Source organism: Pseudonocardia sp. ICBG601, from assembly GCF_020496245.1.
This window is the reverse complement of sequence record NZ_JAHLJA010000151.1, coordinates 18,879-44,747: the sequence shown is the minus strand read 5'-3', so window position 1 is coordinate 44,747 and position 25,869 is coordinate 18,879. Positions and strand designations below refer to the sequence as shown.

11 protein-coding genes and 1 pseudogene are annotated in these 25,869 nt (G+C 76.4%); 3 read left to right on the top strand and 9 right to left on the bottom strand.

Annotated elements, in window-relative coordinates:
- Positions 1–258 (bottom strand): annotated as a pseudogene (locus KPL57_RS50370) (hypothetical protein); the annotation flags it as partial.
- 146 nt (positions 259–404) lie between these two features.
- Here KPL57_RS50370 and KPL57_RS50365 point away from each other — a divergent pair.
- Positions 405–12,842, top strand: coding sequence for a non-ribosomal peptide synthetase (locus KPL57_RS50365; protein WP_226357532.1), 12,438 nt, complete (start codon positions 405–407; stop codon positions 12,840–12,842).
- Between the two features lie 78 nt (positions 12,843–12,920).
- On the opposite strand, the gene KPL57_RS50360 is transcribed toward KPL57_RS50365, so the two are convergent.
- From KPL57_RS50360 to KPL57_RS50350, 3 genes are all read right to left on the bottom strand, one after another.
- Positions 12,921–13,964 carry an iron-siderophore ABC transporter substrate-binding protein gene (locus KPL57_RS50360; RefSeq protein WP_226357531.1) on the bottom strand — a complete coding sequence of 348 codons (1,044 nt, stop codon included), beginning with the start codon at positions 13,962–13,964 and terminating at the stop codon, positions 12,921–12,923.
- Positions 13,965–14,072: 108 nt separating this feature from the next.
- Positions 14,073–15,869: an ABC transporter ATP-binding protein gene (locus KPL57_RS50355; RefSeq protein WP_226357530.1), complete on the bottom strand. Its 1,797-nt coding sequence runs from the start codon at positions 15,867–15,869 to the stop codon at positions 14,073–14,075.
- The gene (locus tag KPL57_RS50350; RefSeq protein WP_226350663.1) at positions 15,866–17,596 is read right to left on the bottom strand and encodes an ABC transporter ATP-binding protein; all 1,731 of its coding nucleotides are present in this window, start codon (positions 17,594–17,596) and stop codon (positions 15,866–15,868) included. Before KPL57_RS50350 ends, KPL57_RS50355 begins: the two co-directional genes overlap by 4 nt.
- Before the next feature lie 125 nt (positions 17,597–17,721).
- On the opposite strand from KPL57_RS50350, the gene KPL57_RS50345 reads away from it, so the two are divergent.
- Positions 17,722–18,660 (top strand): methionyl-tRNA formyltransferase, encoded by a 939-nt coding sequence (locus KPL57_RS50345; RefSeq protein WP_226350664.1) that lies wholly within the window; start codon positions 17,722–17,724, stop codon positions 18,658–18,660.
- Positions 18,661–18,718: 58 nt separating this feature from the next.
- On the opposite strand, the gene KPL57_RS50340 is transcribed toward KPL57_RS50345, so the two are convergent.
- The 3 genes from KPL57_RS50340 to KPL57_RS50330 all read right to left on the bottom strand — a co-directional run bounded on the left by KPL57_RS50340 (position 18,719) and on the right by KPL57_RS50330 (position 22,420).
- Positions 18,719–19,708: an ABC transporter substrate-binding protein gene (locus tag KPL57_RS50340; RefSeq protein WP_226350665.1), complete on the bottom strand. Its 990-nt coding sequence runs from the start codon at positions 19,706–19,708 to the stop codon at positions 18,719–18,721.
- Between the two features lie 106 nt (positions 19,709–19,814).
- Entirely contained in the window at positions 19,815–21,251 is a 1,437-nt protein-coding gene (locus KPL57_RS50335; RefSeq protein ID WP_226350666.1) for an aspartate aminotransferase family protein, read from the bottom strand.
- Positions 21,252–21,262: 11 nt separating this feature from the next.
- Positions 21,263–22,420 carry a GTP-binding protein gene (locus tag KPL57_RS50330; protein ID WP_226350667.1) on the bottom strand — a complete coding sequence of 386 codons (1,158 nt, stop codon included), beginning with the start codon at positions 22,418–22,420 and terminating at the stop codon, positions 21,263–21,265.
- A 185-nt stretch (positions 22,421–22,605) separates the two neighbouring features.
- On the opposite strand from KPL57_RS50330, the gene trpS reads away from it, so the two are divergent.
- Positions 22,606–23,673 carry a tryptophan--tRNA ligase gene (gene trpS, locus KPL57_RS50325; RefSeq protein WP_226350668.1) on the top strand — a complete coding sequence of 356 codons (1,068 nt, stop codon included), beginning with the start codon at positions 22,606–22,608 and terminating at the stop codon, positions 23,671–23,673.
- Here the strand turns inward: trpS and KPL57_RS50320 are convergent.
- Positions 23,645–24,289 (bottom strand): MOSC domain-containing protein, encoded by a 645-nt coding sequence (locus tag KPL57_RS50320; protein WP_226350669.1) that lies wholly within the window; start codon positions 24,287–24,289, stop codon positions 23,645–23,647. The genes trpS and KPL57_RS50320 overlap by 29 nt on opposite strands.
- 48 nt (positions 24,290–24,337) lie before the next feature.
- The gene (locus tag KPL57_RS50315; protein WP_226350677.1) at positions 24,338–25,849 is read right to left on the bottom strand and encodes a long-chain-fatty-acid--CoA ligase; all 1,512 of its coding nucleotides are present in this window, start codon (positions 25,847–25,849) and stop codon (positions 24,338–24,340) included.
- Positions 25,850–25,869: the final 20 nt, after the last annotated feature.

Sequence of the window (25,869 nt, the reverse complement as noted above, 5' to 3'; positions counted from 1 at the left end):
CCGCGCGGCCCGGCCCCGCGACCGACCCGCTCGTGATCGACTGGGACGCGGGTCGGGGCCGACCCGGCCGCGCTCACCGACGCCCTGCGCGCCGCGCTCGCCCGTGGTGGGGCGGACGTGGTGCGTGTGGTCGGGGTCCCCGACCTGCGCTCGGCCGCCGACCGCGCCACCCGCGCCCGCATCGACGGCGAACCCGAGCCCCCCGCCGGTGCCGACCCCGAGGAGCTGCTGGCCCTCGGCGAGTCCCTCGGCCACCACGCCGAGGGCACCTGGGGACCCGGCGCGACGGTCGAGCTGCTGTTCTCCCGGCCCGGCGTCGACCCCGGCCGCTGCACCGCGCGACCACGGACGCGATCGGCCCCGCGTTCCACCGCCCGGCCCCCTTCCGGGACGTCGACGCCCTGGTGGGCGCCCTGCGCGAGCACCTGCGCGACCGGCTCCCGGACTGGATGGTGCCCGCCGCCGTCGTCCCGCTGCCGTCGGTGCCGGTACTGGCCAACGGCAAGACCGACCGGGCCGCGCTGCCCGCCCCCGACCTGTCCGCGCAGGTCCGCGGCACCCGCCCCGGCACACCACGCGAGGCGCTGCTCTGCGACCTCGTGTCGGAGGTCCTCGGGGTGCCCGGCTTCGGCGTCGACGACGACTTCTTCGCCCTCGGCGGCGACTCGGTCCTGTCGATCCGGCTGGTCGTGCGGGCCCGCGAGTCCGGCCTGCTGGTCACCCCGCGGCAGGTCTTCACACACCGCACCGTCGCCGAGCTCGCGCCGCTCGTGACCGAGCACCACGCCGTCGCCGCGCCCACCGGGCCCGACACGACCGTCCTCGACGACGCCGCGGCCGCCGTGCTCGGCCCCGTCACCCTCGCCGGGCCGGTGTCCCCGCTGCAGGAGGGCTTCTTCTTCCACGCCGCGCTCGACCCGGCCGACACCTCCTACGTCGTGCAGGAGGTCCTCGACCTGCCCGCCGACGTCGACCCGGGCGCCCTGCGTGCTGCCCTGTCCGACCTGCTCGACCGGCACCCGCAGCTGCGTGCCGGGTTCGCCCAGCGCGCCGACGGCCGCGTCGTCCAGGGCGTCGCCGACCACGTCACGCTGCCGTGGACCGAGCACGACGTACGCGGCACCGACCCGGCCGCCGTGCTCGACGCCGAGCGGACCCGCCCCTTCGACCTCGCCCGCCCGCCGCTGCTGCGCGCCGCGCTCCTGCACGACGACGACCGCGCCCGCCTCGCCCTGACCTTCCAGCACGCCATCCTCGACGGCTGGTCGGTCGCGCTGCTGGTCACCGAGCTGGAGCAGGCCCACGCCGCCCGGGCCGCGGGCACCCCGCAGGACCCCGCTGGGCCGCGTGCCCGGGCCGGGGCGCGGCTGCGCGCCTGGTTCGCCCACCTCACCGCCCTCGACACCGACGACGCCCGGTCCGCCGCCCGCGCGGTGTGGGAAGCGGAGCTGGCAGGCGCCGAACCCGTCCGGCTGCTCGACGCCCTCCCCGCCCCGCGGACCGTCGCCGAGGGCGGGGACCGGCCGCACGCCCAGCGGGGGCTGACCCTCGACGTCGCCGCGACCGCCGCGCTGGACCGCGCCGCCCGCGCCCGCGGGGTCACCCCGTCGACGGTGCTGCACACCGCGTGGGCCCTCACCGTCGGCGCGCTCACCGGCAGCCGCGACGTGCTCGTCGGCAGCACCGTGTCCGGCCGCGACGCCGCCGTCGACGGCATCGGCGAGGCCGTCGGGCTGTTCGTCAACACCGTCCCGGTGCGGATGCGCTGGGCGCCCGGCGAGCCCCTGTCCGCGCCGCTGCGCCGCATGCAGGACGGCCGCACCGCCGTCCTCGACCACCCGCAGGTCCGGCTCGCCGAGCTGCAGCGCGGCCGCGGGGAGCTGTTCGACTCCATCGTGGTGATCGAGAACTACACCGCGGAGCAGACCGCGAACGGCCTGGTCACCGGGGTGGAGGTGCGCGACGCGGTGCACTACCCGCTGGCGCTGGTCGTGCGGCCGGGCCGGGAGACCTCCGTCGTGCTCAAGCACGACACCGCACGCGTCGACGACGCCACCGCGGGCCTGCTGCTCGAGATGTTCGAGCGCACCCTGACCGCGCTGGCCACCGGCCCGCAGCGCACCGTCGCCTCGCTGCCGCTGCGCACCCGTCCCGAGCAGGGCGTGCACGGCCCCGCCCGGGCCGCCGACCCGCGGACCCTGGCCCGCCGGGTCGCCGACGGGCTGGCCGCCGACCCCGGCCGCACCGCCGTCGTCGCACCGGACGGGACGCTCACCGCCGCCGAGCTGGACCGCCGCTCGGCCGCGCTGGCCGGGGCGCTGCGCGAGCGCGGCGCCGGACCGGGCAGCGTCGTCGGGGTCGCCGTGCCGCGCTCGACCGAGCTGATGGTCGCGCTGCTCGGCGTCGTCCGCGCCGGGGCGGCGTACCTGCCGCTGGACCCGGAGCACCCGGCGGAGCGGATCGCGTTCACCGCCGCCGACGCGGGCGTCGACACCGTGCTGGTGCCCGCGGGCACCGACCCGCTGCCCGACCTGCCCGGGGTGCGCCGGCTGGCGGTCGCCGAGCTCGCCGACGGCCCGGTGCCCGCCGCGCTGCCCGACCCGGACCCCGACGACGCCGCCTACCTGATCTACACCTCCGGCTCGACCGGGCGGCCCAAGGGCGTCGTGGTCAGCCACCGCGCCATCGGCAACCGGCTCGACTGGATGCAGGACGCGTACCCGCTCACCGCCGACGACCGGGTGCTGCAGAAGACCCCCGCCGGGTTCGACGTGTCGGTGTGGGAGTTCTTCTGGGGCCCCTCGACCGGCGCGACCGTCGTGCTCGCCGCCCCCGGCGGGCACCGCGACCCCGAGTACCTGGCGCGGCTGGTCCGCGACGAGCGGATCACCACGCTGCACTTCGTGCCCTCGATGCTGGAGGGCTTCCTCGCCGCCGAACAGGTCGTCGCCGACCCGCGGTGGGCGGCCACGCTGCGGCGGGTGTTCTGCTCCGGCGAGGCGCTGCCCGCCGCCGCGGCCCGTCGCTGGCACGCGCTGACCGGGGTGGCGCTGCACAACCTCTACGGGCCCACCGAGGCCGCCGTCGACGTCACCGCGCACACGGTGGCGCCCGACCCGGGGACCGTCGTCCCGATCGGCGTGCCGGTCGCGAACACCCGCACCCACGTCCTCGACGCCTGCCTGCGCCCGGTCCCCGACGGGGTCCCCGGCGAGCTGTACCTCGGCGGCGTGCAGCTGGCGCGGGGCTACCACGCCCGCCCCGGGCTGACCGCGGACCGCTTCGTCGCCGACCCGCTCGGCGCGCCGGGGGAGCGGCTCTACCGCACCGGCGACGTCGTGCGCCGCGTCGACGGCGAGCTGGTCTACCTCGGCCGCTCCGACGGCCAGGTGAAGATCCGCGGGCAGCGCATCGAGCCGGGCGAGGTCGAGGCCGCGCTCGCCGCGACCGACGGGGTCGGCCGCGCGGCGGTCGTCGTCCGCCGGGACGGGCCGTCCCCGGCGCTGGTCGGCTACGTCGTGCCCGCCGCCGGCGCGGCCCCCGACGGCGACGGGCTGCGCGCCGCGCTGGCCCGGGTGCTGCCCGAGGCCATGGTGCCCGCCGCGGTCGTCGTGCTGGAGCAGCTGCCGCTGACCCCCAACGGCAAGCTCGACCAGGCCGCGCTGCCCGCCCCGGGCGTCGCCGCGGGCGGGTCGGACCGGGAGCCCGCCACCGAGGTCGAACGCGTGCTGTGCGCGGCGTTCGCCGAGGTCCTGGGCCGCGACCGGGTCGGCCCCGACGACGACTTCCTCGCCCTCGGCGGGGACTCCATCACCTCGATCGCGGTGTCCTCGCGGGCCCGGCGGGCCGGCCTGGACGTCGGCCCCGGTGACGTCCTGGCCGGGCGCACCCCGGCCGCCGTCGCCGGTCGGGCCGGGGCCGCCGCCGAGCCGGTCCCGCCGCTGCCCGAGCCAGGCCCGGCCGTCCTCGCCCGGGTGCGGGAGATCGCCGGCGACGACGTCGACCGGGTCTGGCCGCTGTCCCCGCTGCAGGAGGGGCTCTACTTCCACGCCACCCTCGACGGCACCGCGGGCACCGTCACCGCCGCCGGTGACGCCTACACCGTGCAGGAGACCGTCGAGCTCGACCACGAGATCGACCTCGACCGGCTGCGCGACGCCGTCACCGCGATGCTGCGCCGCCACCCCACGCTGCGTGCCGGGTTCACCGCCGACGGCCTCGACGGGCCGGTGCAGTTCGTCGCCGCCGACCCGGCCCCGCCGGTCCGGCTGGTGCACACCGGCTCGCAGGCCGAGCGGGACCGGCTCACCGCCGCCGACCGGACCGCGCCGTTCGACCTGAGCGCCCCGCCGCTGTTCCGGATCACCGTGCTGCGCGGCGACGGCCGCGACCGGCTGCTGATCCACCGTCACCTGCTGATCTGGGACGGCTGGTCGGCCTGGCTGTTCCTGGAGGGGCTGTTCGACACCTACGCCGGGTCGCCGCCCCCGCCGCCCGGCGGCGGCTACGACGACCTGCTGGCCTGGATCGCCGCCCGCGACCCGGAGCCCGGACGGGCGGCCTGGCGGGACGCGCTCGCCGGGCTCGACGAGCCCACCCTCACCGCGCCCACCCCCGCCGCGAGCCCGCGGCGGGTCGCCGAGACCCACCTCGACCTCGACGCGGACACCTCGGCGCGGCTGCGCGAGCTGGCCCGCGCCAGCGCGGTCACCCCCAACACCGTGCTGTCCACGGTGTGGGCGCTGGCCCTGGCCGCCGGCACCGGCCGCGACGACGTCGTGTTCGGCACCTCGGTCGCCGGCCGGCCCGCGACCGTCCCCGACGTCGAGAACATCATCGGGCTGTTCCTCAACACCGTGCCCGCCCGGGTCGCCCTGCGCCCCGGCGAGACCGGCACGCAGCTGCTCGCCCGGGTGCAGGCCGAGCGGCTCGCGCTGCTGCCGCACGAGACCGTCGGGCTGGGGGAGATCCAGCAGTCCTCCGGGCACCGGACCCTGTTCGACACGCTGTTCGTCTACCGGCCCGAGGGCGGCGAGCAGCGGGTCGCCGACCTCGGCGCCCGGCACGGCATCACCGACCTGACCAGCACCGACACCACCCACTACGCGCTGACCCTCGCCGTCACCCCCGGCGAGCGGTTCCGGCTGACCCTGTCGCACACCGTCGGCGAGCCGGCCGCGGCCCGCTGGGTGGAGCGCGTGCGGCGGGTGCTGCACGGCCTGCTCGACGCCCCCGACACCCCGGTCGCGCGGATCGACGCCCTCGGCGACGACGAGCGCGCCGAGGTCGTCGCGCACCGCACCGGGCGCCGGGTCGACCTCGGCACCGCGACGATCGCCGACCTGCTCGCCGAGCGGGCGGCCCTCGCCCGCGACGACCTCGCCGTCGTCGCCGGGGACGTCCGGCTCACCTACGCCGAGCTGGACGCCGCGGTGAACCGCACCGCGCGGCTGCTGCGCGCCCGCGGCGCCGGGCCCGAGACCGTCGTCGCGCTGGGGCTGCCGCGCTCGGCCGAGACCGTCGTCGCGCTGTTCGCGGTGCTGCGCACCGGCGCCGCGTACCTGCCGCTGGAGCTGGACCACCCCGCGGCCCGGCTGGTCGAGACCCTGCGCGACGCCCGCCCGGTCGCGGTGCTCACCACGACCGCGGTCGCCCCGACGCTCGCCGGTGCGCAGGTGCCCACGGTCGCGCTGGACGACCCGGCCGTCGCGGCCGAGCGCGCCGCATTGGACCCCGGCCCGATCCCCGACGCCGAGCTGGGCTCCTTCGCCCGCGACAACCCGGCGCGGCTCGACCTGCCCGCCTACGTCATCTACACCTCCGGTTCCACCGGGCGGCCCAAGGGCGTCGTCACCCCGTACCGGGGGCTGACGAACATGCAGCTCAACCACCGCCGCGAGATCTTCGACCCGGTGGTCGCCGACGTCCGCGCCCGCCGCGGCCCCGACGCGCGGCTGCGGGTCGCGCACACCGTGTCCTTCGCGTTCGACATGAGCTGGGAGGAGCTGCTCTGGCTGGTCGAGGGGCACGAGGTGCACGTGGCCGACGAGGAGCTGCGCCGCGACGCCCACCGGCTGGTGTCCTACTGCGACACCCACGACGTCGACGTCGTCAACGTGACCCCGACCTACGCCGCGGCGCTGCTGGAGACCGGGCTGCTCGCCCGGCGCCCGATGCCGCTGGTGCTGCTCGGCGGCGAGGCCGTGTCCGACGCGGTCTGGTCGGCCCTGCGCGACGCCGACGGTGTGCTCGGCTACAACCTCTACGGCCCCACCGAGTACACGATCAACACCCTCGGCACCGGGACCGCGGACTCCGACACCCCCGCCGTCGGGACGCCGATCACCAACACCGTCGCGCACGTGCTGGACCCGTGGCTGCGCCCGGTGCCCGACGGCGTCGCCGGTGAGCTGTACATCGCCGGTGACGGTCTGGCCCGCGGCTACCTGGACCGGTTCGGGCTGACCGCGCAGCGGTTCGTCGCGGACCCGTGGAGCCCGGGCGGGCGGATGTACCGCACCGGTGACCTGGTCCGGCGCCGCCCCGGCACCGGCGGGCTGCTCGACTTCCTGGGCCGCACCGACGACCAGGTCAAGATCCGCGGGCACCGCGTCGAGCCCGGCGAGGTCACCGCCCGCCTGGACCGGCACCCGCTGGTGTCGCGCTCGGCGGTCGTGCCGGTCCCCGCACCGGACGGCGGGTCGCTCCGGCTGGTCGGCTACGTCGTCCCCGCCGCCCCCGACGAGGCCGACCGCGCGGCCACTGCCGCCGGCGCCGTCGACGAGTGGCGCGCGATCTACTCCGAGGAGTACTCCCGGATCCCGGTCGCGGTGTTCACCGAGGACTACGCCGGCTGGGACTCCTCCTATACCGGCGAGCCGATCCCGTTCGCGGAGATGGCGCAGTGGCGGGAGGCCACCGTCGACCTGGTCCGCGCGCTGCGCCCGGAGCGTGTGCTGGAGATCGGGGTCGGGACCGGGCTGCTGCTCGGCCCGCTCGCCCCCGGCTGCGCCGAGTACCGCGGCACCGACCTCGCCGAGCCGGTCATCACCGCGCTGCGCACCGCGCTCGCGACCGACCCGGACCGCTACGGCCACGTCGAGCTCGACACCCGGCCCGCCGACGACCTGTCCGGGCTGCCGCGGGGCCACTTCGACACCGTCGTGATCAACTCGGTGGTGCAGTACTTCCCCGACGCCGGCTACCTGGAGCGGGTCCTCACCGGCGCCGCGGAGCTGCTCGGCCCCGGCGGCCGGATCGTCGTCGGGGACGTGCGCCGCCCGGACACGCTGCGCGCGTTCCACACCGCGATCGCCCGGACCCGGCTCGGCGACGGCGCCGACCCCGCCGCGGTCGACGCCGCGGCGGAGCGGTCCCTGGCCCTGGAGAAGGAGCTGCTCCTCGCCCCGGCGTTCTTCGACCGGGTCGCGGCCGGCCTCGGTGCCGAGGTCGCGGTGCGCGCCAAGCGCGGCGACGCCCACAACGAGCTGACCCGGCACCGCTACGACGTCGAGCTGCACCTGCCCGGCGCCGACGTGCGCCGCGCCGACCCGGCCCGCACGCTGCGCTGGGGCACCGACATGACCTCCCTCGACGAGCTGGACCGGCTCCTCGCCGACGCCGGGGACACCGCGCTGCGCCTCACCGGCGTCCCGGACGTCCGGCTCGCCACCGAGCAGGGGAGCCCCGGCGACGGGCCGGAACCCGACGCGCTGCGTGCGCTCGCCGCCCGGCACGGCCGCGACGCCGAGCCGACCTGGTCCCCGGACGGACCCGGCCTGCTCGACGTCGTGCTGGTCGCGGCCGACCCGGCGGGCCGCCCGCTGGTCGGGCTGCACCGCGCCGGGGACCCGGCCGTCCCGGAGGCGACCGACCCGGCGGCGGCCCGGTTCGCCGCCGAGCTGGTCCCGGTCCTGCGCGAGGACCTGCGGGCGAGCCTGCCCGACCACCTCGTGCCGTCGGCGTTCGTGCTGCTCGACGAGCTGCCGCTGACCGCCAACGGCAAGCTCGACACCCGCGCGCTGCCCGTCCCCGACGCCCGCGCCGCCGCGGCGCCGTCGCGGGCCCCGGAGACCGCGACCGAGCAGGCCCTGTGCACGGTGTTCGCCGAGGTCCTCGGCCTCGACGAGGTCGGCGTGGACGACGACTTCTTCGACCTCGGCGGGCACTCGCTGCTCGCCACCCGGATCGTCGCCCGGCTGCGCACCGCGATCGGGGCGGAGGTGTCGATCCGCGACCTGTTCACCGAGCCGACCCCGGCCCGGCTCGCGGCCCGCCTCGACGCGGGAGACCCCGGCGAGGACCGCGGCGAGGGCACCGCCCGCCCCGTGCTGGCGCCGCGGCCCCGCCCGGAGCCGCTGCCGGCGTCGTCGGCGCAGCACCGGCTGTGGGTCCTCGACCGTCTCGACGCCGACGCCGGCCGGGACAGCGCCTACCATTTCCCGATCACCTTCCGGCTGGCCGGCGCCCTGGACGCCGACGCGCTGGCCGCGGCGCTGCACGACGTCACCGGGCGCCACGAGTCGCTGCGCACCCTGCTCGTCGACGACGGCGACGGCGTCCCGGTCCAGGTGGTCGTCGACGCCGCGACGGCCCGGGTGCCGTTCGTGCGCCGCACCGTCGACGCCGCCGCCACCCCGGCGGAGGTGGCGGCGGAGATCCGGCGCCCGTTCGACCTGGGCTCCGACCTGCCGCTCCGGGTGCTGCTGCTCACCGAGTCCGACACCGGCGAGCACGTGCTGGTGCTCGTGCTGCACCACGTCACCACCGACGAGTGGTCCGACCGGCCGTTCCTGGCCGACCTCGCGACCGCCTACGCGGCCCGGGCCGCGGGCCGCGCGCCCCGCCTCACCCCGCTGCCGGTGCAGTACGCCGACCACACCCTGTGGCAGCGGGAGCTGCTCGGCGACCCGGCCGACCCGTCGTCGGTCGCGGGCCGCCAGCTCGCGTTCTGGACCCGCACCCTGGCCGGGCTGCCCGAACGCCTGGACCTGCCGACCGACCGGCCCGAGCCCGCGTCCCCGACGATGGCGGGCGACGCGGTCGAGGTGCCGATCGACCCCGCGCTCGGCGCCGAGCTGCGCCGCACGGCGCGCGCCGCCGGGGCGAGCACCTTCATGCTCGCCCGGGCCGCCGTCGCGGTCCTGCTGCACCGCCTCGGCGCCGGCGACGACATCCCGCTGGGCGCCCCGGTCGCGGGCCGCTCGGACCAGGCGCTGGAGGACGTCGTCGGGTTCTTCGTCAACACCCTGGTGCTGCGCACCGACCTGTCCGGCGACCCCGGGTTCACCGAGGTCCTGGACCGGGTCCGGGCCGCCGACCTGGAGGCGTTCGCGCACGCCGACGTGCCCTTCGAGTCGGTGGTGCGCGCGGTCAACCCGGACCGCAGCGCCGACACCACCCCGCTGTTCCAGGTGATGGTGGTGCACCGGGCCGGTGGGACCGCCCGCGAGTCCGGCCTGGTCCTGCCCGGGGTCACCGTCGGCGAGCAGCCGCAGCCGCCCGCCCGCGCCCAGTTCGACCTGGTCGTCGAGTTCCGCGACGGCGGGCCGGAGGAGCCGCTGGGGGTGCGGCTGCTGTACCGCACCGAGCTGTTCGACGCCGCGACCGTGCACGCGCTGGGGGAGCGGCTGACCACGGTGCTGCGCGCCGTCGTCGCCGACCCGCGGCGCCCGGTCCGCCGGATCGACGTCGCCGCGGACGGGGAGGCCGGCCGGACCCGCCGTGCCCTCGACGGCGGCCCGGTCCCGGCCGCCCGCACGATGTGGGAGATGGTCGCCGGGTCCGTCGCCGACCGGCCCGGCGCGGTCGCCGTCGCCGACGAGCACCGCGAGCTCGACTACGCCGGGCTCGACGTCGAGACCGCCGCGCTGGCCCGCGAGCTGCGCGCCCGCGGCGTCGGCCCGGAGACCGTCGTCGGGGTCGCGGTGCCGCGGTCGGTGGAGATGATCGTCGCGGTGCTGGCGGTGCTGCGCGCCGGTGGCGCGTTCCTGCCGCTGGACCTCAACCTGCCCCCGGAACGGCTGGAGTACCTGCTCACCGACTCCGGCACCCGGCTGGTCGTGACCACCGGCGACGCCGCGGCCCTGCTGCCCGCCGTCGACGGCGTCACCCACCTCGTCCCGGCGCCGCCGGAGCCGGGCCCGGCCCCGGCCGACCCGCCCACCGACCCGGCGGGCGCCGCCTACGTCATCTACACCTCCGGCTCGACCGGACGCCCGAAGGGCGCGGTCCTGCCGCACGCCGGCATCGGCGAGCTGCTGGAGCTGGCCCGCGACCGGATGCGGCTGACCCCGGACTCCCGGGTCCTGCAGTTCTCCGCGCCCGGCTTCGACGTGCTCGTGTTCGAGCTGTGCATGGCGCTGTGCTCCGGGGCCCGGCTCGTCGTCGCCCCGGAGCGGCTGCGCGGCCGCGACGCCGACCCGGCCGAGCTGACCGGGTTCTTCGCCGAGCAGCGGCTCACGCACCTGATCCTGCCGCCGTCGCTGATCACCGCGCTGCCGCCGGAGGCGTCGCTCCCGGCCGGGTCGACGGTGCTCGCCGGGACCGAGGCCGTCCCGCCGGACCTGATCGACCGCTGGGGCGCGCACCTGGACCTGCACGTCGCCTACGGGCTCACCGAGGCCACCGTGAACTCCACGCTGTGGCACTCGCGGCCGGGCACCGCGTTCCGGTCACCGATCGGGCGCCCCGACCCGGGCGTGCGGACCTACGTCCTCGACGACGCCCTCACCCCCGTCCCGCCCGGCGTCCCCGGCGAGCTGTACGTGGCCGGGGCCGGCCTGGCCCGCGGCTACCTGGGGCGCACCGCGCTCACCGCGGACCGCTTCGTGGCCTGCCCGTTCGGGGAGCCGGGGGAGCGGATGTACCGCACCGGCGACCGCGTCCGGCTGCGCTTCGACGACGGCGCCGAGCACCCCGACCGCGAGCCGGTCCTGGAGTTCCTCGGCCGCTCCGACGACCAGGTCAAGATCCGCGGCCACCGGATCGAGCCCGGCGAGATCGAGGCCGTCCTGGCCGCGCACCCGGACGTCGCGCAGGCCGCGGTCGTCGTACGACGGCGGGGCCCGGTCACCCGGCTCGACGGCTACGTCGTCCCGGCCGGCGGCGGCACGGCGGTGCCCGACGGCCTCGCCGAGCACCTGCGCGGGCGGCTGCCCGAGCACATGGTCCCGGCGCACCTCGTCGCGCTGGACGGGCCGCTGCCGCGCACCCCGAACGGGAAGGTCGACAAGCGGGCGCTGCCCGAGCCCGCCCCGGCGCCCGGCGGCGGCCGGGAGCCCGCCGAGGGACCCGAACGCCTGCTGGCCGGGCTGGTCGCGGAGCTGCTGGCCGTGGACCGGGTCGGCGCCGACGACGACTTCTTCGCCCTCGGCGGCGACTCGATCATCGCGATCCGGCTGGTGTCCGCGGCCCGCGCGGCCGGGCTGGCGCTGACCCCGCGCCAGGTGTTCCGGCACCGCACGGTCGCCGGGCTGGCCGCCGTCGCCGGGGCGGTGGAGCGCGAGCACACCCACGACGACGGCGTCGGTCCGGTCGGGTCCACCCCGATCCTGGACTGGCTCGCCGAGGTCGACCCGCACGCGCCCGGCTACAACCAGTCGGTGCTGGTGCGCACCCCGGCCGGGCTGACCGGGCCGGTGCTGCGCCGCGCACTGGGCGCGCTGCTCGCCACGCACGGCATGCTCCGCGCCCGGCGCACCGCCGACGGCCTGGAGGTCCCGCCCGCGGTGCCCGGCCCGGTGCTGCGGGAGGTGCCGGTCGGCGCGGCGAACACCGCCGACCAGGTGCGCGAGCTGCTGGGGGAGGAGGCGCTCGCCGCGCGCGACCGGCTCGATCCCGGCTCCGGCACGATGCTGTCGGCGGTCTGGTTCGATGCCGGACCGGACGCCCCCGGACGCCTGTTGCTGGTGGTCGCGCACGTCGCCGTGGACTGGGTGTCGTGGCGGATCCTGCTCGACGACCTCGCCGCTGCCGTCGCCGCCCAGGACGCGGGGCGCGAGCCGGCGCCGCCGCCGGTCCCGGTGTCCTACCGCGCCTGGGCGTCGATGCTCGCCGCCGAGGCCGCCCGCCCGCAGCGGGTCGCCGAGACCGGCCGGTGGCGCTCGGTCCTGGCCGGACCGCGGGTGGCACTGCCGCTGGCGACGCCGTTCGACCCGGACCGCGACCGGCACGGCACCAACCGGGTGCACCCGGTGGAGCTGCCCGCGGACCTGTCGGCCGCCGTCCTCGCCGCCGGTGCGGACCGGGCACTGGCCGCCGCGCTCGGGATCGCCGTCGCCGGCCTCGCGCGTCACCACGGCGCCCCCGCCGAGGGGGTCGTGCCGCTCGCGGTGGAGGGACACGGCCGGGAGGAGGAGGCCGTCGCGGCGCGACCGGACCTGTCCCGCACCGTCGGCTGGTTCACCGCGATCCGGCCGGTCGCGGTCGACCCGCGCGGACCCGCCGGGCAGGTGCGCGACCGGCTGGTCGCCGACCTCGACGCCGAGCCCGACCACGGCCTCGGGTTCGGCCTGCTGCGCCACCTGAACCCGGACACCGCCGCGGAGCTCGCGCCGCTCCCGCTGCCCGAGATCGAGTTCAACTACCTGGGCCGGTTCGACCGGCGCGCCCCGCGCGACTGGGGCTTCGCCGAGGAGGACGACGTCCTCGACATCGCCGTCGAGCCGGACATGCGCCAGCGGTTCCCGCTGACCGTCATCGCCCGCACCGTCGACGGCGCGGACGGGCCCCGGGTGCACGCCGACCTGATCCACCCGGCCGCGGTGCTCGACGACGACGTCGTCGCCGACCTCGGACGCCGGTGGACCGCGGCGCTGCGGGAGCTGACCGGGCGGGACTGAGCGAGGACAGGAGACAGGACAGGGGGCCGGTCGCGGTGCGACCGGCCCCCTGTCGTGTGTGCGGGGCGCGCCCCGGGCTCAGCCCTGGGCGGCGGGCAGTGCCTCGAGCTCCGGCACCAGCTTGTCCAGGGCGTAGGGGAGGCTCAGCACGCTGCCGTAGCTCAGCGCGGCGGGCAGCGGCTCGGTGCGCTCGGAGCTGAGCATCCACAGCACCCGGCCCTGCTGGACGGCCGTGAGCCTGCTGAACTCCGGACGTGCCTCGATCTCGGCCTTCGCGGCCTCGGTCGGGGCGAGCACGAGCAGCTTGTCGACGTCGAACTCGCCGGCCTGCTCCGGGCTCAGCTGCGCCTCGCTCGTCCCGGCGGCGGCCCGGGTGATCGCCTCGGGGGCACGGAAGCCGAGCTGGGCCAGCAGGTCGGCCTTGATGTCGCCACCGGCGAACGCGAAGTAGTTCGGGGTGTCGTAGGAGACCGCGACGGCGGTCTGCTGCGCCCAGTCGGGGTGCGCGGCCTTGGCGTCGGCGATCTTCTTCTCGGTCGCGGCGACCAGCTCGTCGCCCTGCTTCTCGCGGCCGACGGCCTTGGTGATCTCCCGGGTCATGACCTGCCAGGACGCGGTGTAGTCCTCGAAGCCCTTGGGCTGGGCGACCGTCGGCGCGATCCGGGAGACCTGGTCGTACTGCTCCTGGGTCATGCCCGAGTACGACGCGATGATCAGGTCCGGCTTCAGCGCCGCGATCTTCTCGAGCTGGTACTCCTCGCGGACGCCGACGACCTCGGGGGTCTGCCCGGCGAAGCCCTGCTCCTGCCACAGCCACTTGTTGCCGGCCGGGGGCTGGGTGAACCAGTCGACGATCCCGACCGGCGCGATCCCGACGGCGAGCAGCGCGTCCGGGTCGGTGTAGCCCAGGGTCACGACCCGCTTCGGCTCGGCGGTGATCTCGGTGGACCCGTACTTGTGCTCGACGGTCACCGGGAACGTCCCGGACGCGGCCGGGGTGGCCGGCGTCCCGTCACCGCTGCCGCCCGAGGGCGCCGAGGAGCACCCGGCGAGGACGAGGACACCGAGCAGGGCGACGAGGAGCGGGCGGAACCGTCCCCTGGACGGTGAGGCGTGAGGCATGACGTTCCTGTTCTCTCGACCCGGGACGACGGGTCCGTCGTTGCCCGGTGATCCGCTGTGGCAGTTGAGGCTTACCTAAGTCCCGGGCCAGGTCAAGAGACCCTTACCTCAGGCGCCGGTACGCCGGACGGGCTCGCCGCGCAGGCCCGTCCAGGCCTGCCACAGCTGGGCGAACCGGCCGCCGGAGGCGACCAGCTCGGCGTGCGTGCCGGTCTCCGCGGTCCGCCCGGCCTCGAGCACCAGCACGAGGTCGGCGTCGGCGACCTGACTGAGCCGGTGCGCCACGACGACGGCCGTGCGACCCGCCAGCGCGGCGTCGGCGGCGCGCTCCAGCTCCGCCGCGCCGGCGCTGCCGGCCTCGGCGGTCGCCTCGTCGAGGATCACCACCGGCGGGTCGGCCAGCACCAGCCGGGCCAGCGCGAGCTGCTGGGACTGCACCACGGTCAGGGCGTGCCCGGTGTCCCCGACGACGGTCTCCAGCCCGTCGGGCAGCCGGTCCACCCAGGGCGCCGCGCCGACCGTGGCCAGGGCGGCGCGCAGGTCGTCGTCGGTGGCGTCCGGGCGGGCCAGGCGCAGGTCCTCGGCGAGCGGCCCGGCGAACACGTGCACCTCCTGGGTCACCAGGACGACCGGCGCCCGCCCGCCGCGGTGGTCGATGCGCTCCAGCGGCACGCCGCCGATCTCGACGACCCCGGCGTCCGGGGTGTGCATCCCGGCGACGAGCTTGGCCAGCGTGGACTTGCCCGCACCGCTGGTGCCGACCAGCGCGACCCGGGTGCCGGGGGCGAGGTCGAGGTCCACCCCGGACAGCGCCGGGTGGCCGTCGACGTAGGAGTGGGTCAGGCCGCGCACCCGCACCCGGGCGTCGGCGGGCACGGCCGGGTCCGCCGGCGGGGCGGGCGGGTCGATCTCGGCGACGCCGACGATGCGCCGCAGCCCGGCGACCGCGGACTGGGCGGCGTCGAGCTGGAACAGCATGATGTTGATCGGCGTGAACAGGTTGATGAAGTACAGCGCCGCCGCGCTCGCCGTACCGATCGTCGTGCTGCCGCTGCCGACCAGCACGAACCCGGCGACCAGCACCCCGCTCAGGCCGAGGACCTCACCGGCGTTGAGCCGGCCGAAGAAGCGGGTCTGCAGCACCACGAGCCGCTGCCCGATCCCGGCGACGGCCTCGGCGCGGGCACGGACCCGGTCCAGGTGGTCGTCGGTGAGGCGGAACGCGCGCACCGTGCTCACCCCGGCCGCGGTGTCGAGCAGCTGCTGCTGCTGGGCCCCGCCCGCGATGCGCTCGTCGTCGTAGAGCGGGCCGGAGTGGCGCAGGAACCAGCGGGCGGTGACCACCTGGATCGGCACCGCCAGCAGCGCGCCGAGCAGGAACCGCCAGTCCAGGGCGGCGAGCGCGACCAGGGTCAGGCCGATGATCAGCGCGGCCCTGGCGAACTCGGGCAGTGCCTCGCGCACCGCCTCGCCGACGACCTTGACGTCGTCGGTGACGCGCGAGGTGAGGTCACCGGACCCGGCCTGCTCCAGGGTCTCCAGCGGCAGGTCCAGCGCGCGGGCGACGAAGCGCTCCCGCAGCCGGGCCAGCATCGTCTCCCCGACCCGGGCGATCAGCGCGATCCCGGCGAAGGCGAGCACACCCTGGACGACCGCGACCCCGGCCAGGGCGGCGACCGGCGCGGTCAGCGCGGACGGCTCCGACCCCCGCGCGGCGAGGTCGACGATCCGGCCCAGCAGCGGTGCCGCGACCAGGCTCACCGCCGCCCCGGCGACCAGGGCGACGAGTGCAGCGACGGCGGTCCCACGGCGCGGGGCCAGCAGCTCGCCGAGGACGGCGCGGGTGCGGCGCCCGTCGGCGACGGGCAGCAGGCGGGGTCCGGACGGCTCGGTCCCGGTGGTCATCCGGTCACCACCCTGCGGTAGTCGGTGTCGTCGGTCATCAGCTCGGTGTGCGTCGCGTCCGCGACGACGCGGCCGTCGCGCAGCACCACCACGCGGTCGGTGACCGCGAGCAGTGCCGGGCTGGTGGTGAGGAGCACGGTCGTGCGGCCGGTGCGGTGCTCGCGCAGCCGGGCCGCGATCTCGGACTCGGTGACGGCGTCGACGGCCGTCGTGGGGTCGTGCAGCACCAGGACCGGGGGGTCGGCGGCCAGCGCCCTGGCCAACGCGACCCGCTGGCGCTGCCCGCCCGACAGCGAGCTGCCGCGCGAGGTCACCGGGGTGTCCGCACCCTGCGGGAGGGCCTCGACGGCCTGGTCGGCGCGGGCCGCGGCCATCGCCGCGACCGTCGCGGACCCCGGGGCGCCGTCGCCGGTCGCGGCGGTGACGTTGTCCAGGACGGTGCCGGTGAACAGGTGCGCGTCGTGCGCCGCGACCAGCAGCGTGGACCGGGTGGCGGCCGGGGCGAGGTCGTCGACGCCGGTGCCGCCGAGCAGGATCCGCCCGGAGTCGGGTGCGACGTCGCGGGCCAGGCAGCGGGCGAGCGCGGTCGCCGCGGACGGGTCGGGGGCGACCACGCCGAGCAGCTGACCGGCGGGCACCTCCAGGTCGATGCCGTCGAGGGGGCCGTGGCGCAGCCCGGTGACCGCCAGCGCGGCGGCGGGGTCGGTGGGGCCGGCGTCCCGGCCGTCGCGGCCGGGGCCGACGGCGGGCGGTGCGGAGAGGATCTCGGCGATCCGCCCGGCCGAGGCCCGCGCCTGGGCGAAGCGCGCCCCGGCGATCCCGAGGGTCTGCAGCGGCCCGACGAGGAACTGGGCGAGCCCGACTGCGGAGACCAGGTTGCCGACGGTGATGGACCCGTCGAGGGCGAGCAGACCGCCGACGAGCGCGATGACCGCGAGGAACAGGCCGTTCGCGAGCTGGACGGTGCCGAGGAACCCGGCCTCGGCGCGGGTCGCCCGCAGCGTGGCGCCCAGCGCGGTACGGCTGCTGGCCGCGTACTGCTCGGCCGCGGCGGGCCCGGCGCCCAGTCCCTTGAGGACGCGGATCCCGGACACGAGGTCGGCGGCGGTGCCGGCGGCGCGCGCGGCCCGCTCCTGCTCGGCGCCGCTGCGCCGCTCCAGCGGCCGCCCGACCCGGCCGATCAGCCACAGCAGCGGCGGGGTGCCGAGCAGGATGAGCAGGCCCAGGGGGAGCGAGATCCGCAGCAGCGCGACGGCGGCGACCACGAGCGCGGCCGCGGCGGCCGCGGCCGTGGGGATCCAGAAGTTCATCACCGCGACTCGCTTGGCGTCGGCCACGGCGATCGAGGTGATCGAGCCGGGCAGCCTGCCGGTCTCGGCGCCGCCGCGGTGGTCCAGCAGCCGGGCCGCCACCCGGGTGCGCAGCCCGGCGTCGGCACGCAGGTCGGCGTGCAGGGCCTGCCGTGCGCCGAACCGGTAGCTGTAGGACAGCATCGCGAAGTCCGCGGCCAGCACGAGCAGCCAGATCACCAGGCTGCCGACGTCGCCGGTCGCGACCGCGCGGTCGATCACGACGCCCACCAGGACCGGCACCAGTGCCTCTCCGACCTGGTGCCCGCACAGCAGGACGGTCGCCGCCGCGACCCGGCCGCGGAACGACCTGATGGTGCTGCGGACCACCTCTCGTGCGGTGACCTGTGTGTCACCGGTGCCCCTGTGCGCGGTCATGAAGGGAGGCTAACCTCACCGACGCGCGGCGATCATGACGGTGGGTGTGTGGTCCGCCGCTTTCCGGGTCGCGCACCGTCCGGCGCCCGTCGTCGCGCCGCATCCCAGGAGGAGGTCGACATCCCGTGCGTGTCGTGTTGTTCGGTTACCAGAAGTGGGGAGCCCGGCTGCTCGCCGACCTGCTGGACTCGCGGCACGAGGTGGTGCTCGTCGTCAGCCACCCGGAGGAGGGCGAGCCGTCCCCGGTGATCTTCCAGGAGTCGCTCGGCGACCTGGCCCGTGAGCACGGGATCCCGGTGCTCTACCGGGAGAAGGCCGTCGACGCCGAGCTGGTCACCGCGATCACCGGCTCCGGCGCCGAGATCGGGGTGGCCTGCAACTGGCGCACCTGGATCTCCCCGGAGGTGTTCTCCGCCCCGCCGCGCGGCACGGTCAACACCCACGACTCGCTGCTCCCGCGCTACGCCGGGTTCTCCCCGCTCAACTGGGCGCTGATCAACGGCGAGAGCCAGGTGGGCGTGACCGCGCACTGGATGGACGCCGAGCTCGACCGCGGCCCGATCATCTGCCAGCGCACCGTGCCGGTCACCCCGACCGACACCACCGAGGACCTGTTCGAGCGCACCGTGCTCCTGTTCGGACCGCTCGCGCTCGAGGCGTTCGACCGGGTCGAGCACGGTCCGCACGAGTGGCTCACCCAGGACCCGGCGCACGCGTCGTTCTTCCACAAGCGGGCCGACGAGGACAACCGCATCCCCTGGGACCGTCCGGCCGCCGACCTGGTCAACCTGGTGCGCGCGCAGACCGGGCCGTACCCGAACGCCTGGTGCCTGCACGAGGGCGCGCGGCTTCGGGTGCTGGAGGCGACGGTGTCGCGGGAGCGCTGCGGCGGGACCAACGGGCGGATCTTCGCCCGCGAGGGGAGCGGGGTGGTCGTCGTCGCCGGGCCGGACGCCTGGCGCGGCGGTCAGTACGGCCTGGTCCTGCAGCGGGTGCGCGACGCCGACGGTGTCGAGCACGTCGCCGGTGACCACTTCCGCCGCATGGGGGGCTACCTGACCTGAGGGTCCCGGCGGGGCACCGGTGGACGTGACGTCCACGTCCACCGGTGCACGGCCGGCGTCAGTTGCCGGGGGCCTGGCCCTTGAGCGCCGCGTCGAGCTGCGGCGCGACGGTGTCGATGGCGTAGGGCAGCGACAGCGGGCTGGAGTAGCCGAGCGCGGCGGCGAACTCGGTCTCGAACGGCCCGAGGTAGGCGACCCGGCCCTGCTGGACCGCCGGGATCGCGCGGAACACCGGGTCGGCCTCGGACTCGGCGCGCGACCGGCCCAGCACCACGAGCACGTCGCTGTCGAGGTCGCCCTGGCGCTCCAGCGAGAGGGTCTGCGAGTCCGGCCGGACGGTGAAGCCGAGGCCGGCGAAGATCTGGGCGCGCAGGTCGTCGGTGCCCATGTCGTAGGGGACGCCCTCGATGAAGAAGTCCATCTTGAGGTTCTTGCCCGCGAAGTCGGGGTGGGCGGCCTTGGCCTCGTCGAACGTCGCGCGGGTCGCGGTGATGACCTGCTCGGCCTGCTCGGTGCGGCCGGTGGCCTGCCCGGTGATGCGGGTCTGCTCCTCCCAGCCCGCGGCGTTCGTGCCGTCGGGGGTGCCCTGGGCGACGGTCGGCGCGATCTGCGACAGCGCGGTGTAGGTCGCCTGGTCCATGAAGGAGTAGACGCCGAGGATCAGGTCGGGCTTGAGCGCGGCGACCTGCTCGACCGGGATCTCGGACCCGGTCAGCAGCTGCGGCTGCGTCCCGCCGAGTGCCTCCTGCGCCCAGGGGCGCTTCGCGTAGTCGTAGTCGCCGATGTTCTCGCGGACCCCGACCGGCTTCACGCCGAGGGCGAGGGCGAAGTCGGCGTCGTTGAAGCCCACGGTCACGACCCGCTGCGGCGCGGCGGGGATCGTCGTCTGCCCGAAGGCGTGGGTGAGGGTGACCGGGAACGCTCCGGTGGGGGCGTCGCCGGCGGGGGCGGGCTGTGCCGCGTCGCCGGAGCCCCCGGAGGAGCAGCCGGCGAGTGCCAGCAGCAGGACCACGCACGCGGCGAGCGCGCGGAGCAGGGGTCGGGGCATGGGGGCGGTCCTTTCGACGGGACCCGTGCGGGCGGGGTGCACCGGGCGCCGGGGGATCAGGTCAGTACACCCTTCCGGGTGGACAGGCGAACCTTACCCATGGCGGTCACGATCGGGCAGACAGGACATCCCACACGATGTCGAGGTGCTCGCGGCCCGTGGTGACCCCGCCGAACGCCACCCGCACCACCGGGTGCCCGTCGACCTCGGTGCCGGTGAGCAGCACCCGTCCGTCGGCGTTGGCCCGCTCCAGCAGCGCGGTGGTCGCGGCGTCGCCGGAGCGCGAGCGCAGGCAGACCAGTGACAGCACCGGTGCGCACGCCAGCTCCAGGTCGTCGTGCCCGCAGACCCGCTCGGCCAGCTCGGCGGCGAGGTCCACGTGCCCGCGCAGGTGCGACCGCAGCCCGGACAGCCCCTGGCCGTGGAGCACCGCCCACAGCTTCAGCGCCCGGAACCGCCGCCCGAGCGGGACCTGCCAGTCCCGGAAGTCCACGACGGCGCCGGAGTCGGAGTGCGCGTCGCGCAGGTAGGCCGGGGTGATCGACAACGCGGCCGGCAGCGCGCGGGCGTCGCGCACCCAGAGCAGCGAGGCGTCGAACGCGGTGAGCAGCCACTTGTGGGCGTCGGTGCAGAAGGAGTCGACGCCGGGCCCCGGGCCCGGGTTCACGCCGTCGAGCACCCAGCGGTGCTCCGGGCAGAGCGCCGCGACGCCCGCCCACGCGGCGTCGACGTGCACCCAGGCCCGGTACGGCCGCGCCGCCGTGACCAGCGCCGCGACCGGGTCGCTCGACCCGGTCGAGGTCGTCCCGACCGTCGCGCACACCAGCACCGGGACCAGCCCGGCGGCGACGTCCGCGGCGAGGGTGTCGGCCAGCGCGGCCGGGTCCATCGCCCGGGAGCCCGGGGTGCACGGGACGGTCCGCAGCCCGTCGGAGCCGAGCCCGGCCACCCGCACCGCCTTGGCCAGCGACGAGTGCGTCTCGGCCGTGACGTAGACGCGCTCCCGGCCGGTCACCCCGCGCACCCGCCAGCCGGAGTCCGGGTCCGGTGCGGCCCGGTGCAGCGCGGCGGTCAGCGCGACCAGCGCCGCCGAGGACGCCGAGTCCTGGATCGAGCCGCCCCCGCCGCCGTCGTGGGTGAACGTCTCGTCCAGCCCGAGCGCCCTGGCCAGCTGGTCGGTGACCGCCTGCTCCACCTCGGTGCACGCGGGCGAGGTCGACCAGAGCATCCCCTGCGCCCCGGCGCCGCCGGAGAGCAGCTCGCCGAGCAGCGAGGTCAGCGAGGCGTTCGCCGGGAAGAACGCGTGGAACCCGGGGTGCTGCCAGCGGGTGTCGGCGTCACCGGTGACGGTCTCGACCAGCGACGGGAACGCCGCGAGCGGCTCGGGGTCCTCGTTCGCCTCGCGGGGGAAGCGGGCCCGCACGGTGCCGGGCTCGACGACGTCGCGGACCGGGTGGCGTTCGATCCCGGCGCGGGCGTCGGCGACGGCGTCGACGAACAGGTGGCCGAGGGCGCGGAACTCGTCCGGGGTGAGGTCGGGCACGTGCCCGGACGCTACCCGGCCGCGGGCGCGTGTTCGTGGATCCCGTGGTCGTGCAGGTCGTCGAGGTCCCAGGCGGGCAGGGGGTCGTCCAGGTCGCGCCAGGAGCAGGGCCCGGCGAGCAGCTCGTCGTCGGTGAGCAGGGCCGGGTCGAGGCGCGCGGTGACGGCGTCGCGGGTCAGGCCGAGCCCGATGAACACGATCTCCTGCCCGCGCGGCCCGTCGAACGACGACCACGGCGCCGCCGGGTCCAGCGCCATGTTCGGGCCGGCCTGCGACCACATCCCGGCGACGTCGGGCCGGGTCGCCAGCCAGCAGAAGCCCTTGCTGCGCAGCAGGCCCGGCCACTCGCCGAGCGCGTCGAGCAGCCGCGCCGGGTGGAACGGGCGCGCCGCCCGCCAGGTGACGCTCGCGATCCCGTACTCCTCGGTCTCGGGGGTGTGCGAGCCGTTCAGCTCCTGGGCCCAGCCCGGCGTCGCCGCGGCCGCCGCCGGGTCGTGACGACGGGTGTCGAGCAGGTCGGTGACCGCCACGTCCCCGCGCACGGCGCGCACGAGGCGGGCGCCCGGGTTCATCCGCGACAGCAGCGCCTCGATCCGGCCCAGCGCGTGCGGCGCGACGAGGTCGGTCTTGTTGAGCACCAGCAGGTCCGCGAACTCGACCTGGTCGGCGAGCAGGTCCGACAGGGTCCGCTCGTCGCCCTGCGCCGCCTGCAGCTCGCGGTCGGCGAGCGAGTCCTCGCTGGTCAGGAGCGTCTCGAAGGTCGAGGCGTCGACGAGGGTGACCATCGTGTCCAGCCGCGCGACGTCGGAGAGCGCGGTGCCGTCGTCGAAGGTCCACTCGAACGTCGCCGCGACCGGCATCGGCTCGGAGATCCCGGTCGACTCGACGACGACGTGGTCGTAGCGCCCCTCCGCGGCCAGCTCGCCGACCGTGGTCAGCAGGTCCTCGCGCAGCGTGCAGCAGATGCAGCCGTTGGTGAGCTCGACCAGCTTCTCCTGGCTGCGGTGCAGGTCGACCAGCGCGCCGTCGATGTTGACCTCGCTCATGTCGTTGACGACGACGGCGATCCGCCTGCCCGCGCGGTTCGCGAGCAGGTGCTCCAGCAGCGTCGTCTTCCCCGCGCCGAGGAAGCCGGACAGGATCGTGACGGGAACGCGACGGTCGGCCATGCCGGTGATGATAACGATTGTCGATTGACCGGGTGTAAGGTGCCCCCGTGCGTTCCTCCCGTCCCGTCTGGTGGCGGCTGCTCCCCGCAGCCGCGTAGACGCACGTCACCGTCACCCCGGGCTGCCCGAGCAGCCCGGCGGCAACCGGTGTGTCTCGTGCAGCTCCCCGTTCCCAGGAGCTGATCATGGATTCCCTCGCCGCCACCGTCGCCCGGATGCCCGCGCTGCGTGCCGCCGTCGCCGCCGACCCGTCGTCGCACCGGGTGCTGACCGGGGAGCGGCCGACCGGCCCGCTGCACCTGGGGCACCTGGTGGGCACGATCTCCGAGCGCGTCCGGCTGCAACGGTCCGGAGTGGACGTGCTGGTGATCCTCGCCGATTACCAGGTGATCACCGACCGCGACGTCGCCGACCGGCTGGCCGAGCACGTCCGCGGCGCGGTGCTCGACCAGCTCGCCGCCGGGCTCGACCCGGACCGCACGACGGTGTTCGCCCACTCCGCGGTGCCCGCGCTGAACCAGCTCATGCTGCCGTTCCTGTCGCTGGTCACCGAGGCCGAGCTGCACCGCAATCCGACGGTGAAGGCCGAGCACGCCGCGTCCGGGCGCGCGTTGTCGGGGCTGCTGCTGACCTACCCGGTGCACCAGGCCGCGGACATCCTGTCCTGCCGCGCCGACCTCGTGCCGGTGGGCAAGGACCAGCTCCCGCACATCGAGCTCACCCGGGTGCTGGCCCGGCGCTTCGCCGAGCGCTACGGCCCGGTGTTCACCCCGCCCGAGCCGATGCTGACCGAGACCCCGGAGCTGCCCGGGCTCGACGGGCACAAGATGTCCAAGTCCCGCGGCAACGCCGTCCCGCTCGGCGCGACCGCCGACGAGACCGCGGCGCTCGTGCGCCGCGCCCGCACCGACCCCGAGCGGCGGATCACCGTCGACCCGGACGGCAGGCCCGGGGTGTACGGGCTGCTCACGACCGCGGCCCTGTGCCTGGGCCGCGACCCGCACGAGCTGGCCGCGACCCTGGACGGGGCCGCCGCGCTGAAGCGGCTCACCACCGACGCGGTCAACGACCACCTCGCCGGACACCGCGCGCGGCGCGCCGAGCTGGCCCGCGACCCCGGGCTCGTCGACGACGTGCTGGCCCGCGGCAACGCCCGCGCCAACGCGCTGGCCGACGAGACGCTCGACGCGGTCCGCACGGCCATGGGGATGCGCTACGGCCGGGTCAGCGCCGGGACGCGGTCCGCTTCGTGACGGTCTCCCGGATCTCCGGCAGCAGGTGCTCACCCGCGGCCAGGAGGTCCGGGAGCCGGGCCGGCTCGGCGAGCAGCGCCCGGAACGCGTCGGCGACGGTGACGCCGTGCCCGGGCCGGTGCTCGACGGTCACGGCGTCGCCGGCGCGGATCTCGCCGGGGGACAGGACCCGCAGGTAGGCGCCGGGGCGGGCGGCCGCGGTGAACCGCTTCACCCAGCCCGCCCGCTCCAGGTGCGCGGCGAAGGTCCGACACGGGATGCGCGGCGCGGTCACCTGCAGCAGCACCCCGCCGACCCGCCAGCGCTCGCCCAGCTCCGCGCCGCACACGTCGACGCCGCGGGTGGTGAGGTTCTCCCCGAACATCCCCGCCCGCAGCGGGCCCAGCTCGGCGGCGAAGGACTCCAGGTCCTCCCGGGCGTAGGCGTAGACGGCCTGGTCCGGGCCGCCGTGGTGGTCGGCGTCGCAGATCGTGTCGCCGGCCAGCCCGCTCGCCGCGGGCGCCGGGACGTCCACCCGGACCGGACCGGGTACCGGCCGCTTGTCGATGCCCGAGGCCCCCGCCTTGGCGAGGATCGGACGGGACACCCCGGTGTTCACGGACTCCACGACGGACACCCCCGCGACGCTAGGCGTCCCACCGCCGCCGACGCGAGCGGGTTCGTCTCACACGGACCCGTGGACCCGGCGCAGCTCGGTCTTGAGCACCTTGCCCGACGGGTTGCGCGGCAACGCCTCCACCAGTGCGAGCCGGCTCGGCTGCTTGTAGCGGGCCAGCCGGTCGGCGCACCACGCGGTGAGCGTGTCCAGGTCCGGCGGGGCCGCGGGGTCGGCGGGCACGACCACGGCGAGCGGGGTCTCGCCCCAGCGCGCGTCGGGCACCCCGACGACCGCGACGTCGGCGACGCCCGGGTGCGCGGCCAGCACCTCCTCGACCTCGGCGCTGTACACGTTCTCCCCGCCGGAAATGATCATGTCCTTCGCGCGGTCGACGACGTAGTAGAAGCCGTCCGGGTCCTCGCGCACCAGGTCACCGGAGTGGAACCAGCCGCCGCGGAACGCCTCGGCCGTCGCCTCCGGGCGGCCCCAGTACTCCCGCATCACGGTCGGACCGCGGTAGACGATCTCGCCGACCTCGCCGCGCGGCACGTCGTTCATCTCCGCGTCGACCACCCGCACCTCGACGCCGACCATCGGCGTCCCCACCGAGCCGATCTTGCGCACCGAGTCCTCGCCGCGCAGCGCGCAGGTGACCGGGCTGCACTCGGTCTGCCCGAACGCGGTGACCACCATGGCCTCCGGGAACGTGTCGATCATGGTGCGGATCAGCGTCGTCGACGCGGGAGCGGCACCCCAGGTGATCCGGCGCAGCGCCGACAGGTCCCGCTGCGCGATGCCGGGCACGGCGCAGATCGCCTGCCACTGCGCCGGGACGAAGAAGCACGACGACACCCGCTCCCGCTCCAGGGTGTCGACCGTCGCGACCGGGTCGAAGCCGCCCGACGGCGGGATGATCACCCGGCCGCCCGCGATCAGGGTCGGGAGCATCCCGGACAGCCCGGCGATGTGGAACAGCGGCGCCCCCGACATCGAGACCCGGTCGTCGCCCGCGGTGCCCAGGTGTGTGATCGACAGGAACGCGTGCAGCATCAGGTTGCGGTGGGTCAGCACCGCGCCCTTCGGGCGGCCGGTCGTGCCCGAGGTGTACATGATGTAGGCGGGCTCGTCGTCGGCGACGTCGTCGCCCCAGTCGCCGGGACCGGTCCCGGCGAGCAGTGCGTCGAACCCGTCGCCGAGAGTGAGCACCGTCCGCACCGACGGGGCCTGCTCCCGCGCCGACTCCACCGTGGCGGCGAAGGCGTCGTCGCACAGCACCGCCACCGGGGTGCAGTCGGTCAGCTGGAACGCGACCTCGCCCGCGGTCAGCCGGAAGTTCAGCGGCACGCAGATCGCGCCGCGACGCAGCACCGCCAGGTAGCTCTCGACGAGCTCGACGGAGTTGAGCCCGAGCACCGCGACCCGGTCCCCGCGGTCGACCCCCCGGTCGGCGAGCACGGTCGCCAGCCGGGACACCCGGTCGTCGAGCTGCGCCCAGGTCCGCGACGTCCGCGGGTCGGCCAGCGCCGGAGCGTCCGGTGCGGTCCGTGCGTGCCGCGCGACGATGTCCGCCGCGGTCATCCCGTGTCCCGTGATCGTGC